Here is a 14,632-nt window from a genome sequence, read left to right on the forward strand (position 1 = left end):
TTTTTGCCCCGGCCATCGGCGCTTGACGATGGCCATTTTCATGAGTGCACGGCATGCCTTATCCACACATTCTCTTATCCGGCATTGGCCCGTCAGCGTTGGTCGAACTGCGTGGCCATCAGGAAGGCTCGATCGTTTCTCTGGAGTCTCGGTTAATCGAGGCGTTTGCCGGTTCGACGGTCAGCAGCCATCAAGACGTTTCAGCGATCAACCAGATGATGCAACGCCCGGACATTACCGACCCCGAAGTACTGAGTCAGCTGCAAGAACTGACCGGGCAATACAACGTGGACATCAATTTGCTCAACGTACTGGTGCGCAAAGCGGTGGGCACGGCCGAAACACTGTTGCGTGCCTCATGAGGCGTGCGGTGTTGTTGATGCTGGCGTGTCTGGCGCTGGCGGGGTGTCGACAGCCGAATCTGCTTGAAGGGCTCGACCAGCAACAGGCCAATGAAGTGCTGTCGGTCCTGCAGCGCAACAACATCGCGGCGGTGAAGGTCGACGCCGGTAAAACCGGTTATGCGGTGAAAATCGACCCGATCGACTTTTCCGCCGCTGTCGATTTGCTCAGCCTCTATTCCTTGCCGTCCCGGCCTCGGGTGCAAGTGGCGCAGATGTTTCCTGCCGATTCATTGGTGGCGTCGCCCCGTGCGGAAAAAGCCCGGCTGTATTCCGCACTTGAGCAGCGCATCGAGCAGTCACTGGGTGTGCTCGAAGGCGTGGTCTCGGCGCGGGTGCATGTCAGTTACGACCTGGATGCCGGCGAAGGCGGGCGCAAGTCGCCACCCATTCACCTCTCGGCGGTGGTGATGCATGAGCGCGATGTCGAAGCGCAATTGCTGATCACTGACATCAAGCGTTTTCTCAAGAACAGTTTTGCGGCGGTCGAGTACGAGAACATTTCGGTCATTTTGAGCAAGCGTTCACCGACACAACATGTTGCTCCGTCCGTGGCTGCATCGCAGCAGCCATTGCACGGGGTGTGGTTGCTGTCTGTGATCGCCGGGTTGCTGTTGGCTGGCGGCGCAGCCTGGGCCTACCGCCAATCAGGCGCAGGACGGCGTGATGTCGCACGCTGAATGCCTGCGGGAAATTCTCGCCGAGCCGCTGGGCTATCTGCATCCGCAACGCCTGACGGTTGCGCCTGGATTCGATGGGCCTCAGGCACGGACGCTGCTCAATCGGATCGTGCTGGAAGGCCTCGAGTTGCAAGGCCTCGAGCTGCAAGGGGCATGGCCTTCGACGCCGCTGACCGCGGTGGCCAATCAATGGGTTCTCCATTGGCGGCAATTGCCCTGTATCGCCAGGCTGATGGGCGCTCATCGCTTGATGCCCGAGTTGGCGCGAGGCGCAGCGTTGCGATCCCTGCCAATGCCTCTGCGTCGGTTCGCCGGTATCCACCTGAGAGACAGGCGCAGTCTGCCAATCGAACGCTCGCCCGTTTCAATGGAGCAGGTCGAAGCCGCCGGCCTCAATGCGCTATGGAGTTGGCACGAACAAATCCCCCCGATGTTGCTCGAGCGCTTGCCCCTGCAATTTTCCGAACCGGTTGTGCGCTTGTACAGGCAATGGCCGGTCTCAAAACCCGATACAGCTCTTTTCTTTCTGGCGGTGCAGCATGCTCGACGCTATCCGAACCCTGACTGAACTGCCTGAGTCGAGCAGCGTGCATGTGTCCCGTGAGGACATGGCTGCCGCACGTCAGCGTCGTACCTTGCAGCAACAAGCACAACGCTGGGCCCGTGACTGTGTCGAACAGGCTCGACAGGATGCCGCTGCGGTTCGCGCCCATGCCTTTGAGGAAGGGTATGCCGAGGGTATTTTGCGCGCGACCGAACATCTGGCTGATGGCTTGCTTGAGTCGCAATCACTGGGGATGCAATTGCGCAAAGACCTTGCACAGGCAGCCCATGACTTGCTCGCACAGGCTTTGAGCCGTCCCGAATGGTTGGACGACATGCTGGAGCGCTGGTTGACGGAGCAACCTCACGAATCCGGCGCGGTGCTGCACGTGCTACTGCCCAAGCATTTCCGCTCGCGGGGCAATGAACTGCGCGAGCGATTGCACACGCTCTGGTCCGGCGAACTGGTCCTCGACTATCACCCGCAAGAGCGCTACGTGGCGCGGCTTGCCGATCAACTGCTGGAATTCGATGTTCAAGCCACCCGGCAACGATTGGAGCCGCGGTTGCTGGCGTGTGTCAGTCACCTGCCGACGTCGGTTCGCACCCTCGACCAAAAATCGCTGCAGGCGCTCACGGACTTGTGCTCAACCTTCGCCGAGCGTTCTGCCGGCTCCACTCACACGGCCTTGACCGAGGTACGTCATGAAGATTGATGCCCTGAACCATCACGGTACGCCTGATCACGGTGCGAGCCCGTCGGTCCAGACGATGGAGTCACGCTTGATCGCCGCCGGTCTCGAACTGCCAGGCAGCCAGCGCCCGGACCCTGAGTTCGAACGCTTGTATCAACACCTGTTGGCCATGGAGGGGCAGGGTGAAAAGTCCATTTATGAGTTTCTCCGCTCGTTGCGTGGCCCGGATGGGCAATCACCCGCGTACCCCACTGCCAAGGCGTTGATGGCGGTCACGCTTGAGGTGCTGATCCGGTTGAAAGACGAGGGTCTGGAAACGTCGCGGATTTATAAGGAAATCAGCGGCGCCAACGGCCTGGCGTTTGGCATGGACCTGTTCGTGAAGGGCTTCATGCGAGAGGTGTTCGAGCCGATGGGGGATGAGGCATGGGAGAAGAGTGAGTGGTGAAACGTCTGCTACAGGACAGCATCCTTAATCAATGAATGGGACGTGACAATGGTTCAACCGATTGCCGGCTCACCAATACGGGTCATTGCTTTACCCGATAGTTCCTCAGCAGCATGCAATTCAATGCCGCTTGATCCGTCAGCATTTATACCGTCGCCGCTCTTTCAAGTGGAGAGCTTGGGGACGTCCAGGCAAGTAGCAGTTGCTATGCGGCGAATGGGCGGTGTAGTGAAGGTTGAGCTGGAGGAGACTTACAGGCAATTAGGTGAGATTGACCAGACTGTGGTGGGAAGGGTCACTGCATTCATCGATCAAAACAGGTACTTGCCCGATGAGCTTGTTGGAGAATTTTTTGCTCGGGTCGATACGTTGAATGCCGCAGACAGCGAGCAAACCCGCGACAGCCGAATGCAAACTCTGCTTCAAGCGGGCATGGAGTGGCTTGAGGCGGCCAAAGGCCCAGGGCTGAATCTGCTTAATATCACCGGCCGTACGGGTTTGATCGTTGCGTTGAGTGAAGTGCTGCGCCAGATCGTGAGTTACCACATTGAGCAAGCCCTGCGCGAAGGTGATTCCACTGAGGCAACCCGTGCGTGGATGGTGGCCGGGATTTCAATGATCGGACCGACGTTATCCTTGATTGGAGCTATTCGACACGAATGTGACAGGACGGCGAGCCCATCATCGCGCCTGGGACGTGTCGGTATGGCGGTTGTTTCGGTGGGGGCGCTGATTTTTGCGCATACAACGGGCGCGACCAGCAGGTTGTTACCGGCGGTGGTGGGTGGATCGATTTACACACTGGTCAGGGGCTTGCTCAATGCCCTGTTTCCTCTAGTGAGCAATGCCGGGTCTGCCAATGTGCTGAACACTGGGGCAACAACCGCTGCTTACGGCGCCGCCCAGTTTTTACTGGCGGAGCTGGGGCAACTGGTTCCCACTAGCGGTGCTGCGCGGGCGGCCACGGGGCTTGGCTACAGCTTGGGGGCAGATGCTATCAAGGGGGCGTTGAACGGTTTTGGCATGGCCCTGGACGATGTCCTCACCGCTGTCTTTAAAAGTCTGCACATGTTGAATCCGTCTCTGGGGCGAGACTCGGCCTTGTTTGACCTTGAAGCCTGGCAGCAAAGGGAAGTTAGGGTGCGTGTCGAGCAACAGCTACCTACCGGCGCGCAGTTGGGCGATGCGCTGTTAGATATTGGGGCGATGCGACTTTCGGCGGGGCATGCGATCAACCTGGTCGTTGGCGCGGTAGCGGGTTTGCTGATTGAATCCGACATCGATGAGGGGTACCAGGGGCACATCCTGAACGGCTGTCTGGCGATGATGGCGATGTTGATCTATTTTCCACTGATCTTTGGCAGTGCCAAACGCACGGATAATACCTACGCGCCAGAACAAATCGAAAGCCCTTGAGGCAAGGCAAAGAGGTCGCCTGCACCCATCAACCCCGGCTATAATCGCCGCCACTTTTCGCCGCCCCGAGTCCAAGTCGCCCATGTACACCCTGGCCCGTCAGCTGTTGTTCAAACTTTCCCCGGAAACCTCCCACGATCTGTCCCTGGACCTGATCGGCGCAGGCGGGCGTCTGGGGCTCAACGGGTTGCTGTGCAAGGCGCCGGCGAAGAAGCCGGTGACGGTCATGGGCCTGGACTTCCCCAACCCTGTAGGGCTGGCGGCCGGTCTGGACAAGAACGGCGCGGCCATCGACGGTTTCGCCCAGTTGGGTTTCGGTTTTGTCGAAATCGGCACCGTCACTCCGCGTGCGCAGCCGGGCAATCCCAAGCCTCGCTTGTTCCGTCTGCCGGAAGCCGAAGCGATCATCAACCGCATGGGTTTTAACAACCTCGGTGTCGACAACCTGCTGGCCCGTGTGGCGGCCGCCAAGTACAAGGGCGTGCTGGGCATCAACATCGGCAAGAATTTCGATACGCCGGTCGAGCGCGCAGTGGACGATTACCTGATTTGCCTGGACAAGGTCTACGCCCACGCCAGCTACGTGACGGTCAACGTCAGCTCGCCGAACACCCCGGGCCTGCGCAGCCTGCAGTTCGGTGACTCGCTCAAGCAATTGCTGGCCGACCTGGCCACGCGCCGGGCGGAACTGGCACTGCGTCACGGTAAACACGTCCCGCTGGCGATCAAGATTGCCCCGGACATGAGTGACGAAGAAACTGCACAGGTCGCGCAAGCCTTGATCGAAACCGGCATGGACGCGGTTATCGCCACCAACACCACCCTGAGCCGCGTAGGCGTCGAAGGCATGGAGCATGGTGACGAAGCGGGCGGTCTGTCGGGCGCTCCGGTACGCGACAAGAGCACTCACACGGTGAGGGTGCTGGCGGCAGAGCTGGGTGGTCGCTTGCCGATCATTGCGGCGGGCGGCATTACTGAAGGCAAGCACGCGGCCGAGAAAATCGCCGCCGGTGCGAGCCTGGTACAGATTTACTCGGGCTTCATCTATAAAGGCCCGGCACTGATCCGCGAATCCGTGGACGCCATCGCCGCCCTGCGCTAATTCCTGTAGGAGCACGGCTTGCCGGCGATGGCGTCCTTGAAATCGCCATCGCCGGCAAGCCGTGCTCCTACAGGGGGGGCGGCCAAACGACAGGCATAAAAAAGGGCTCCTTGAAGGAGCCCCTGGGCCGTAGCCCGCCGTCCGGATGGGACGCGCGTGGTTAATTGGTTACGTAATCAGATTGTCGTGTCGGAGTGTTGTGCCCTGTGTTAGCCGACGGCGTGAAGTTCGTTGAGTCTGTGGATTCCCGCAGTGCCGGTCATACCGTCCCAGTTGTCGCCGCGTCCTTCTCGCCAGCCGTTGATCCAGGCTTGGCGTACCGACGGTAGAGTAAATGGGCAAAGCTCACGGGACTTGCCACCTACGCCATATTGATATCCGCGCAAAAATGCTCTTTCCAACGGATCACGCTTAAGTCTTCTCATAGGGTGTTGCCCTCACTTGTTGACTGTATTTATCGCGTCGACCTCAATCGAGGTCAGGCAGAAAAACTCTGCCGTTGGGGGCTCGCTGCCGGCGTGGCGAGCCAAGGTGCTGGCGTCATTGCGGCGCCAACCTGTATTGAGTTCTAACCAATGCGTCACATCGAGGGAATGATCGTTTTGTCATAAGCACGTAATCATTCATGTGTTAAGGCCATAAGTAACACGATGGTTGTCACGTATTTATTAGTCAAACCCCTGTATGATCGGCCCCCCGCAGAATGAACCAGTTAATCCTTTGGTGAGAATGCCTCGCGTTGCAGTGCGGCACTATTCGACGAAGGGTCGACTTATGACATTTTGTTGCATCAACTTTTTTATCTGTCCTTGCATCTAAGCTCATTTAACCCGAGCAGCAGGGGTGGAACGGCACACCTTCGTGCCACGCGGGCGCTCTTCGAGAAAAGCGCCTGATTGAAAACCGGGCCGGCAATGCGTTGCCGGTCCACTCAGCTAAAGGCTCCGTATCCTCATGTCCGATCGTTTCGAACTCTTCCTCACTTGCCCAAAAGGCCTTGAAGGCCTGCTCATCGAGGAAGCCGTCGGGCTTGGCCTTGAGGAAGCACGTGAGCACACCTCTGCCGTGCGCGGCATGGCCACCATGGAAACCGCCTATCGCCTGTGCCTGTGGTCACGTCTGGCCAACCGGGTGCTGATGGTACTCAAGCGTTTCCCGATGAAAAACGCCGAAGACCTGTACCACGGCGTGCTGGACATCGACTGGCAAGACCACATGCTCAGTGACGGTACCCTGGCCGTGGAGTTCAGTGGTCACGGCTCGGGTATCGACAACACCCACTTCGGCGCCCTGAAGGTCAAGGACGCCATCGTCGACAAACTGCGCACCCCACAGGGCGACCGTCCGAGTATCGACAAACTCAATCCGGACCTGCGCATCCACCTGCGTCTGGACCGTGGCGAAGCCATTCTTTCTCTCGATCTGTCCGGTCACAGCCTGCACCAGCGTGGTTATCGCTTGCAGCAAGGCGCGGCGCCGCTGAAGGAAAACCTCGCGGCGGCGATCCTGATCCGGTCCGGCTGGCCACGTATCGCGGCCGAAGGCGGCGCGCTGGCGGACCCGATGTGCGGTGTGGGGACCTTCCTGGTCGAAGCGGCAATGATCGCCGCCGATATCGCACCAAACCTGCGTCGCGAACAATGGGGTTTCACTGCCTGGCTGGGTCATGTGCCGGCGCTGTGGAAAAAACTCCATGAAGAAGCCGTCGAGCGCGCCGAAGCCGGCTTGGCCAAGCCGCCGCTGTGGATTCGCGGTTACGAAGCCGACCCGCGCCTGATTCAACCGGGCCGCAACAACGTCGAGCGTGCTGGCCTGAGCGAGTGGATCAAGATCTACCAGGGCGAAGTCGCGACCTTCGAGCCGCGTCCGGACCAAAACCAGAAAGGCCTGGTGATCTGTAACCCGCCATACGGCGAGCGTCTGGGTGACGAGGCGAGCCTGCTCTACCTCTACCAGAACCTCGGCGAGCGTCTGCGTCAGGCCTGCCTGAACTGGGAGGCGGCGGTGTTCACCGGCGCGCCAGACCTGGGCAAGCGCATGGGCATCCGCAGCCACAAACAGTATTCGTTCTGGAACGGCGCCTTGCCGTGCAAGCTGCTGCTGATCAAGGTCTTGCCGGATCAGTTCGTCACCGGCGAGCGCCGGACCCCGGAACAGCGTCAGGCCGAGCGTGAACAGGCCGCTTATGATCAGTCCCCGAGCGAGCCGCAAGAGCGCAAGTTCAACAAGAATGGCAACCCGATCAAACCGGCCCCGGCTCCCGCGCCGGTGGTCGAGCAACCGCGTCTGAGCGAAGGCGGGCAGATGTTTGCCAACCGCCTGCAAAAGAACCTCAAGGCCATGGGCAAGTGGGTCAAGCGTGAAGGCATCGATTGCTACCGTGTCTACGATGCCGACATGCCGGAATACTCCATGGCCATCGACCTGTATCACGATTGGGTCCACGTCCAGGAATACGCCGCCCCCAAATCCATCGATCCGGAAAAAGCCTCGGCGCGCATGTTCGATGCCCTGGCGGCCATTCCGCAGGCGTTGAACATCGACAAGAGCCGCGTGGTGGTCAAGCGTCGCGAGCGCCAGAGCGGCACCAAGCAATACGAGCGCCAGGCGGCACAGGGCAAGTTCGTCGAGGTGAACGAAGGCGGCGTGAAGCTGCTGGTGAACCTCACCGACTACCTCGACACCGGCCTGTTCCTCGACCACCGGCCAATGCGCATGCGCATTCAGAAAGAGGCGGCCGGCAAACGCTTCCTCAATCTGTTCTGCTACACCGCCACCGCCAGTGTTCACGCGGCCAAGGGCGGTGCACGCAGCACCACCAGTGTCGACCTGTCGAAAACCTACCTGGACTGGGCGCGCCGTAACCTGTCGCTGAACGGTTTCTCCGACAAGAACCGCCTGGAGCAGGGCGATGTGATGGCCTGGCTCGAAAACGCTCGCGACGAGTACGACCTGATCTTCATCGACCCGCCGACCTTCTCCAACTCCAAGCGCATGGAAGGTGTTTTCGATGTGCAGCGTGACCAGGTGCAGTTGATCGACCTGGCCATGGCACGGCTGGCAAGCGGCGGCGTTTTGTACTTCTCCAACAACTTCCGCAAGTTCGAGCTGGAGGCCAATCTGTCCGAGCGTTATGCGATCGAAGAGATTACCGCCCAGACCATCGACCCGGATTTTGCCCGTAACGCCAAGATCCACCGCGCCTGGAAAATCACCGCCCGTTGACGGTGATTGCTCTCCTGTAGGAGCGAGCAAGCTCGCGAAAAACGTCCGGACAACGTGGGCATCCAGTCAGCCCGCGTCATCGTTGACGTTCATCGAGAGCGTGCTCGCTCCTACAGGGGTTCAGTGCTGGTCAAATTAGTGGCTAATAGCTATAACTCAACTCAGGGCCAAAGGGCTTTCCCGCACCTGGCGTTTTGAGTTGGGTTTTATGTCGTTGCACGCCGTGCGCCCAAAAATCCTGGGGTTTATCCACGAAGATGTCTCGGCCTGGTGGGTCGCGCTGTTGGTATTGCTCGTCGGCGGGATTCTCACAGGATTGCTCGCCTGGTCGACGCTCAATCTGTTTCACCATCAATTGCGACAACGTTTCCAGCTGCTGGCCAGTGAACGCTATAGCCGTATCGAAGAGCGTTTCGAAGACCAGGAGCAGCGCCTCGATGGCTTGCGCCGGTTCTTTGCCAATTCCGATTCGGTTTCCCGAGAGGAATTCAACGGTTATACCCAACCCTTGTTACATCGTACCCAGGCGTATTCGTTCGCTGAGCGAGTCCGTGGCGACCAACGGGCGGCGTTCGAACAGCGTGCGCGGGACGAAGGCCTGACCGGTTTTACCCTGCGCGAACTGAATGCCGACGGCCAGTTGCAACTGGCGGGCGAGCGGGATGAGTACGTGGCGGTGCTGTACAGCCAGACGCAAAGCAAACTCGGTGCGCCGCTGGGCTACGACTTGCTGGCCCAGCCGTTGCGCCGCGCCACCTTGGAGCGTGCCGATCAGCATCGACGCATGGCAGTGTCGCAACCGATGCACCTGGTCAGCATTGAACCGGCCTATGCGCGGGGTGTATTGCTGGTCGCGCCAGTCATATTGCGCGATAACCCGAATGGTGCGACCGACAAACCCTTTGGCTATGTCATGGCGGTGATCAGCATGCGCCAGTTGCTGGCCGATGGTTTGCCTGAGGCGGGCCGTGATTATCTCTCGGTGCGCATCTTGGACCTGTCCACGGAAGAACAGCACGAAGTACTGTTCGAATCGCCAAACCCGCCTGCCGTCAGCGAGTTGTCCACGACTCGCCTGTTGCGCCTGGCCGATCACGACTATCAAATCGACATCCAGCCCAGTGAGGCCTTTCTGCAGGCCAACCATTCGTCAGTCACCGCGATGGTGGTGCTTGGCGGTTTGCTCAGTTTATTGCTCAGTGCACTGCTCTACGTGTTGGTCAGTCAGCGCCAGCGAGCGCTGAGAATGGTCGAGCAGCGAACCCAGGAACTGCACGCCCGCGAACAAGAGTTGCGGGGAACCCATGGTCAGTTACGCAGCGTGCTGAATGCTGCTACCCAAGTGGCGATCATCGCCACGGACCTGCGCGGGGTCATCACCACGTTCAATGCCGGTGCCGAACAAATGCTTGGCTATAAGGCCGGCAATGTAGTGGGGCACATGACTCTGGAAAACCTGCACCTGCCCAGGGAGCTTGCGGCGCGGTCGGCCGAATTGAGCGCACGCTTCAACAAGCCGGTGCCGGCGTGCCATGCCATGCTGGTGGGAAGCAATGTGGAAGGCCGGCATGAAGCGCGGGAGTGGACACTGGTGCGTGGCGATGGCAGCCATTTGACCGTCAACATGCTGGCCACTCCGGTGCTCGACGAACAAGGCCTGTGGGTCGGGCACCTGGCGGTGTGCATCGACATCACCGAACGCAAACGCGTGCACGAGGCGCTGGCCGCGCGGGACTTGTTGTTGAAGAAACTCAGTGCCCATGTGCCAGGCGGGATTTACCAGTTCAAGATGGAGTTCGACGGCCGTTTCAGTGTCATCTACGCCAGCGACGGTATTCGCGAGATCTATGAACTGGACCCGGACGTGTTGCTGCTCAATGCCGAAGCCATCTTCACGCGGATTCATCCACAAGACACGACCCGCGTCCGAGCTTCGATCCGCAAGTCGGCGGACAACCTCAGCCCGTGGCGCGAGGAGTATCGCGTGCAGCTGCCAGAGCGTGGCTTACGCTGGGTCCGTGGCGAAGCGACCCCGGAAGAACTGCCCGGCGGAGGTGTGCTGTGGCATGGCTATATCTCGGACATTTCCGACATGAAACGGGTGGAAGAGGAACTGCGTGCGCTGTCCATCACCGACTCCCTGACCGGTATCCACAATCGCCGCTATTTCCAGGAGCGCCTGATGACCGAGATGGCCCGGGTCGAGCGCGGTGGCGGCGAACTGTCGGTGATCATGCTCGACGTCGACCACTTCAAGCGCATCAATGACCAGTATGGCCATGCCGTGGGCGACCGGGTGTTGCAGGCCGTGTGCGATCGAATCGGCCGTCGGTTGCGGCGCACGGATGTGTTTTGCCGTTTGGGCGGTGAAGAGTTCATGGTGCTGTGTCCGGACATCGACGGCGAACAGGCCAATGTGCTGGCGCTGGAACTGTGGCAAAGCTTGCGCAGTGCGCCGATCGATGAGGTGGGCGTGGTCACGGCCAGTTTCGGGATGGCCAGTTGGCGAGTTGGCGAAGGCGCGGATGCGCTGTTGTTGCGCGCCGACTCCGGGGTGTATGCGGCGAAGCAGGCGGGCAGGGATCGGGTGCAGGGGGAGATGAATTGACGTCGTTGTACGCAAACCTGTAGGAGCCGAGCTTGCTCGCGATGGCGGAGTGTCAGTCACATCTAAGTTGGATGTGCCGCCGCTATCGCGAGCAAGCTCGGCTCCTACAGGGGATTGATGGTTACAACACCGAAGCCGTCTGCGCCAGTTTCGGCTGGCGATACAGGTCCAGCAGCACCTGATCGAGCACTGACGATGCACCGAACGGCGCTTTGTCGTTGAGGATCGCCACCACCGCCCAGGTATTGCCGTTGACGTCGCGGCTGAAGCCGGCAATCGCGCGCACGGTGTTCAGGGTGCCGGTCTTGACGTGGGCTTCACCGCGCATCGCGGTGGTCTTCAGGCGTTTGCGCATGGTGCCATCGGTGCCGGCAATCGGCATCGAGCTGATGTACTCGGCGGCGTAGGGGCTGTGCCACGCGGCTTGCAGCATCGAAGCCATTTCCCGAGCGCTGACGCGTTCGGAGCGGGACAGGCCGGAGCCGTTCTCCATCACCAGGTGCGGCGCGGTAATGCCTTTCTTCGCCAGCCACTGGCGGACCACGCGCTGGGCGGCCTTGGCGTCATCGGCGTCGGCATCGGTGCGGTATTTCTGGCCCAGGCTCAGGAACAGTTGCTGGGCCATGGTGTTGTTACTGTATTTGTTGATGTCGCGGATGATTTCCGCCAGGTCCGGGGAGAATGCACGGGCCAGTACCTTGGCATCTTTGGGCGTTGCCGCCAGCACATCCCGGCCCTGGATGCTGCCACCCAGCTCCTTCCAGATCGCGCGCACGGCGCCAGCGGTGTAGGTCGCGTGGTCGAGCAGCGACAGGTAAGTCTGCGAACTGCAGCCTTCGCCCAATTGACCGCCGACCGTGACGGTCACGCTGCCATCGGCCTGGGGCACCGGGTTGTAGCGCACCCCGCCGGTGCATTGCTTGGAATTGATGGCCTTGACCTGATTGTCGATACGAATGCTGGCGATGGGCGGTTCCACCGAGACCAGCACCTTGCCCGAGTCGTTGCGCGCGACAAAGCGCAAGGCCTTGAGGTTGACCAGCAACGCGTCGGGTTTAACGAGAAACGGCTTGTTCTCGTCATTGCCGTCGTCGTTGAACTCAGGCAGTTGCGGTTGCACAAAAAAGTTTTTATCCAGCACCAGGTCGCCAGTGACCTGGGTCACGCCGTTGGCGCGCAGGTCGCGCATCAGCAGCCAGAGTTTTTCCATGTTCAGCTTCGGATCGCCGCCACCCTTCAGGTAGAGGTTGCCGTTGAGGATGCCGCCGCTGAGGGTGCCATCGGTGTAGAACTCGGTTTTCCACTGGTGGTTCGGGCCGAGCATTTCCAGGGCCGCGTAGGTGGTGACCAGTTTCATGGTCGAGGCGGGGTTGACCGAAACATCGGCGTTGAAAACAGTGGGGGTGCCGGGACCGGTGAGCGGAATCATCACTAGCGACAGGGCGTTGTCCTGCAGCTTGCTGGCCTTGAGCGCTTTTTCAACATTGGGCGACAGCGCGGTGTTGATCGGTTCCGCGGATACGGGGAGGGCCAGCGGGAAAAGGAGGCTGGCCAGCAGCAATGGACGTAACGATTTGATCATGTGAAATAAAACCCTGCAGCCGAGGGGAAAAAGACGAGGGCATGAACATAAAAGCCCTCAGTGGTCATGAAAGTGTCGGCATTATGCCCCAAGGTATCGTGCCTTGTGCCGTGCCTTGGTCCTGTTATCGGCTGTTTTTTTACCGGCGGTAGGGTGTGCACCCTTCAGAGGCGGGCAATTGGCGGCTTAAACTGCTAAAGTGCCGGCCGTTATTACTTAAGAGGATTGTTCCAATGGCGACTAACCGTTCCCAGCGTCTGCGCAAAAAACTGTGCGTCGATGAATTTCAAGAGCTGGGTTTCGAACTGAACCTGGACTTCAAAGAAGACCTGTCTGAAGAAGCCATTGACGCTTTCCTCGATGCGTTCCTCAAAGAAGCCATGGAAGCCAACGGTCTGGGCTATGTTGGCGGCGACGACTACGGTCTGGTTTGCCTGCAGAAGCGTGGCTCGGTGACCGACGAACAACGTGCAGCCGTTGAAGCCTGGCTCAAGGGCCGCTCCGAGCTGACCAGCGTTGAAGTCAGCCCGCTGCTGGACGTGTGGTACCCGGAAAAGCCGATCAACCCGGCGAAGTGATGTAGCGAAAACGGCGACCTCAGGGTCGCCGTTTTTTTATGCCCGTTTTTTGTAGGAGCAAAGCTTGCTCGCGATGGCGGCATCACAATCAATATCGATGTGACAGTAATACCGCTATCGCGAGCAAGCTTTGCTCCTACGAAGAGCGGGTCTTCAAGTCCTACGCCAATTCAGGATCATCAGCGTCACCACCCCCGCGACAATCCCCCAGAATGCCGAGCCAATGGAAAACAGCGTCAGCCCCGATGCCGTGACCATGAAGGTGATCAGCGCCGCTTCCCGTTCCTTCACTTCACTCATGGCAATGCTCAGGCCGTTGATGATCGAGCCGAACAGCGCCAGTGCAGCAATCGAGAGCACCAATTCCTTGGGCAGCGCGGCAAACAGCGCCGCCAATGTCGCGCCAAATACGCCGGCGATCCCATAGAAAACCCCGCACCAGACTGCGGCGGTATAGCGTTTGTTGCGATCCTCATGGGCATGCGGCCCGGTGCAGATCGCCGCGCTAATGGCCGCAAGATTGATCCCGTGTGAGCCGAACGGCGCGAGCAATAAGGACGCGATGCCCGTGGTGGTGATCAGTGGCGAGGCCGGCACGTTGTAGCCATCGGCGCGCAACACGGCGATGCCCGGCATGTTTTGCGACGTCATCGCCACCACAAACAGCGGGATGCCAATGCTGATGGTGGCCGCGAGGGAGAAGTGCGGCGTGGTCCAGACCGGCGTGGCCACTTCCAGGTGAAAAGCGCTGAAATCCAGCAAACCCATGAGTCCTGACAATGCCGTGCCGATCAACAGTGCACCCAACACCGCATAGCGTGGCGACAGGCGCTTGACCACCAGGTAAGTGAAGAACATGCCCAGCACCAGTGCGGTCCGATGCTGGGCGGCGACGAAGATTTCGCTGCCGATCTTGAACAGGATCCCCGCCAGCAACGCGGCGGCCAGTGACGCCGGGATTCGCTTGACCAAGCGCTCGAAACTACCGGTTAGGCCGCAGATCGTCACCAGTACCGCGCACGTGATGTAGGCCCCGATGGCTTCGCCATAGCTCACACCGCCCAGGCTGGTAATCAGCAATGCTGCGCCGGGGGTCGACCAGGCGATGGTGATCGGTGTGCGATAGCGCAACGACAGCCCGATCGAACACACCGCCATGCCAATGGAAATCGCCCAGATCCACGACGAAATCTGACCACTGGTCAGGCCCGCCGCTTGCCCGGCCTGGAACATCAGCACCAGGGAGCTGGTGTAGCCGGTCATCATGGCGATGAAACCGGCCACGATGGCCGAGGGAGAGGTATCGGCCCATGGGCGAAGCTGGGTCTGTGTGGCGTCGTTCATGACAGCGGTG

At 59.9% G+C, this 14,632-nt stretch carries 13 protein-coding genes; 10 read left to right on the top strand and 3 right to left on the bottom strand.

The features are described from left to right. The first annotated feature begins 53 nt into the window (after window positions 1-53). The 7 genes from sctI (at window position 54) to ABTV22_RS08925 (ending at window position 5,285) form a co-directional block, all read left to right on the top strand. Window positions 54-362 carry a type III secretion system inner rod subunit SctI gene (sctI, locus tag ABTV22_RS08895; protein WP_433739488.1) on the top strand — a complete coding sequence of 103 codons (309 nt, stop codon included), beginning with the start codon at window positions 54-56 and terminating at the stop codon, window positions 360-362. Continuing rightward, window positions 359-1,081 (top strand): EscJ/YscJ/HrcJ family type III secretion inner membrane ring protein, encoded by a 723-nt coding sequence (locus ABTV22_RS08900; protein WP_433739489.1) that lies wholly within the window; start codon window positions 359-361, stop codon window positions 1,079-1,081. The genes sctI and ABTV22_RS08900 overlap by 4 nt, the downstream gene beginning before the upstream one ends. Then, window positions 1,068-1,649, top strand: a complete 582-nt coding sequence (locus ABTV22_RS08905) for a secretion system protein (protein ID WP_433739490.1) — start codon at window positions 1,068-1,070, stop codon at window positions 1,647-1,649. Before ABTV22_RS08900 ends, ABTV22_RS08905 begins: the two co-directional genes overlap by 14 nt. After that, window positions 1,621-2,340: an oxygen-regulated invasion protein OrgB gene (locus tag ABTV22_RS08910; protein WP_433739491.1), complete on the top strand. Its 720-nt coding sequence runs from the start codon at window positions 1,621-1,623 to the stop codon at window positions 2,338-2,340. Before ABTV22_RS08905 ends, ABTV22_RS08910 begins: the two co-directional genes overlap by 29 nt. Beyond that, window positions 2,330-2,767: a hypothetical protein gene (locus ABTV22_RS08915; protein WP_433739492.1), complete on the top strand. Its 438-nt coding sequence runs from the start codon at window positions 2,330-2,332 to the stop codon at window positions 2,765-2,767. Before ABTV22_RS08910 ends, ABTV22_RS08915 begins: the two co-directional genes overlap by 11 nt. A gap of 48 nt (window positions 2,768-2,815) precedes the next feature. Beyond that, window positions 2,816-4,183, top strand: coding sequence for a hypothetical protein (locus tag ABTV22_RS08920; protein WP_433739493.1), 1,368 nt, complete (start codon window positions 2,816-2,818; stop codon window positions 4,181-4,183). 82 nt (window positions 4,184-4,265) lie between these two features. Beyond that, window positions 4,266-5,285 (top strand): quinone-dependent dihydroorotate dehydrogenase, encoded by a 1,020-nt coding sequence (locus tag ABTV22_RS08925; RefSeq protein ID WP_433739494.1) that lies wholly within the window; start codon window positions 4,266-4,268, stop codon window positions 5,283-5,285. A gap of 209 nt (window positions 5,286-5,494) precedes the next feature. Here ABTV22_RS08925 and rmf read toward each other — a convergent pair whose 3' ends face one another. Further along, the gene (gene rmf, locus ABTV22_RS08930) at window positions 5,495-5,710 is read right to left on the bottom strand and encodes a ribosome modulation factor (RefSeq protein WP_003223300.1); all 216 of its coding nucleotides are present in this window, start codon (window positions 5,708-5,710) and stop codon (window positions 5,495-5,497) included. Between the two features lie 529 nt (window positions 5,711-6,239). Here rmf and rlmKL point away from each other — a divergent pair. After that, complete coding sequence (gene rlmKL, locus ABTV22_RS08935) at window positions 6,240-8,510, top strand: bifunctional 23S rRNA (guanine(2069)-N(7))-methyltransferase RlmK/23S rRNA (guanine(2445)-N(2))-methyltransferase RlmL (protein ID WP_433739495.1); 2,271 nt, start codon at window positions 6,240-6,242, stop codon at window positions 8,508-8,510. Window positions 8,511-8,718: 208 nt separating this feature from the next. Continuing rightward, complete coding sequence (locus ABTV22_RS08940; protein WP_433739496.1) at window positions 8,719-11,118, top strand: sensor domain-containing diguanylate cyclase; 2,400 nt, start codon at window positions 8,719-8,721, stop codon at window positions 11,116-11,118. Window positions 11,119-11,239: 121 nt separating this feature from the next. On the opposite strand, the gene dacB is transcribed toward ABTV22_RS08940, so the two are convergent. After that, on the bottom strand, window positions 11,240-12,700 hold the full coding sequence (gene dacB, locus ABTV22_RS08945) for a D-alanyl-D-alanine carboxypeptidase/D-alanyl-D-alanine endopeptidase (protein WP_433739497.1): 1,461 nt from the start codon (window positions 12,698-12,700) through the stop codon (window positions 11,240-11,242). Window positions 12,701-12,933: 233 nt separating this feature from the next. Here dacB and ABTV22_RS08950 point away from each other — a divergent pair, with 233 nt between their 5' ends. Then, entirely contained in the window at window positions 12,934-13,278 is a 345-nt protein-coding gene (locus ABTV22_RS08950; RefSeq protein WP_433739498.1) for a YggL family protein, read from the top strand. Window positions 13,279-13,431: 153 nt separating this feature from the next. Here ABTV22_RS08950 and ABTV22_RS08955 read toward each other — a convergent pair whose 3' ends face one another. Next, the gene (locus ABTV22_RS08955) at window positions 13,432-14,622 is read right to left on the bottom strand and encodes a benzoate/H(+) symporter BenE family transporter (RefSeq protein WP_433739499.1); all 1,191 of its coding nucleotides are present in this window, start codon (window positions 14,620-14,622) and stop codon (window positions 13,432-13,434) included. Window positions 14,623-14,632 lie beyond the last annotated feature (10 nt).

The organism is Pseudomonas putida, from assembly GCF_050990305.1.
Taxonomy (GTDB): domain Bacteria; phylum Pseudomonadota; class Gammaproteobacteria; order Pseudomonadales; family Pseudomonadaceae; genus Aquipseudomonas; species Aquipseudomonas putida_AH.

Bases quoted from the DNA above. Each gene is read 5' to 3' on its own strand.
- sctI (WP_433739488.1), top strand. From the start codon at position 54: ATGCCTTATCCACACATTCTCTTATCCGGCATTGGCCCGTCAGCGTTG.
- ABTV22_RS08955 (WP_433739499.1), bottom strand. From the start codon at position 14,622: ATGAACGACGCCACACAGACCCAGCTTCGCCCATGGGCCGATACCTCT.
- ABTV22_RS08940 (WP_433739496.1), top strand. From the start codon at position 8,719: ATGTCGTTGCACGCCGTGCGCCCAAAAATCCTGGGGTTTATCCACGAA.
- ABTV22_RS08950 (WP_433739498.1), top strand. From the start codon at position 12,934: ATGGCGACTAACCGTTCCCAGCGTCTGCGCAAAAAACTGTGCGTCGAT.
- rmf (WP_003223300.1), bottom strand. From the start codon at position 5,710: ATGAGAAGACTTAAGCGTGATCCGTTGGAAAGAGCATTTTTGCGCGGA.
- ABTV22_RS08925 (WP_433739494.1), top strand. From the start codon at position 4,266: ATGTACACCCTGGCCCGTCAGCTGTTGTTCAAACTTTCCCCGGAAACC.
- ABTV22_RS08905 (WP_433739490.1), top strand. From the start codon at position 1,068: ATGTCGCACGCTGAATGCCTGCGGGAAATTCTCGCCGAGCCGCTGGGC.
- dacB (WP_433739497.1), bottom strand. From the start codon at position 12,700: ATGATCAAATCGTTACGTCCATTGCTGCTGGCCAGCCTCCTTTTCCCG.
- rlmKL (WP_433739495.1), top strand. From the start codon at position 6,240: ATGTCCGATCGTTTCGAACTCTTCCTCACTTGCCCAAAAGGCCTTGAA.
- ABTV22_RS08910 (WP_433739491.1), top strand. From the start codon at position 1,621: ATGCTCGACGCTATCCGAACCCTGACTGAACTGCCTGAGTCGAGCAGC.
- ABTV22_RS08915 (WP_433739492.1), top strand. From the start codon at position 2,330: ATGAAGATTGATGCCCTGAACCATCACGGTACGCCTGATCACGGTGCG.
- ABTV22_RS08900 (WP_433739489.1), top strand. From the start codon at position 359: ATGAGGCGTGCGGTGTTGTTGATGCTGGCGTGTCTGGCGCTGGCGGGG.
- ABTV22_RS08920 (WP_433739493.1), top strand. From the start codon at position 2,816: ATGGTTCAACCGATTGCCGGCTCACCAATACGGGTCATTGCTTTACCC.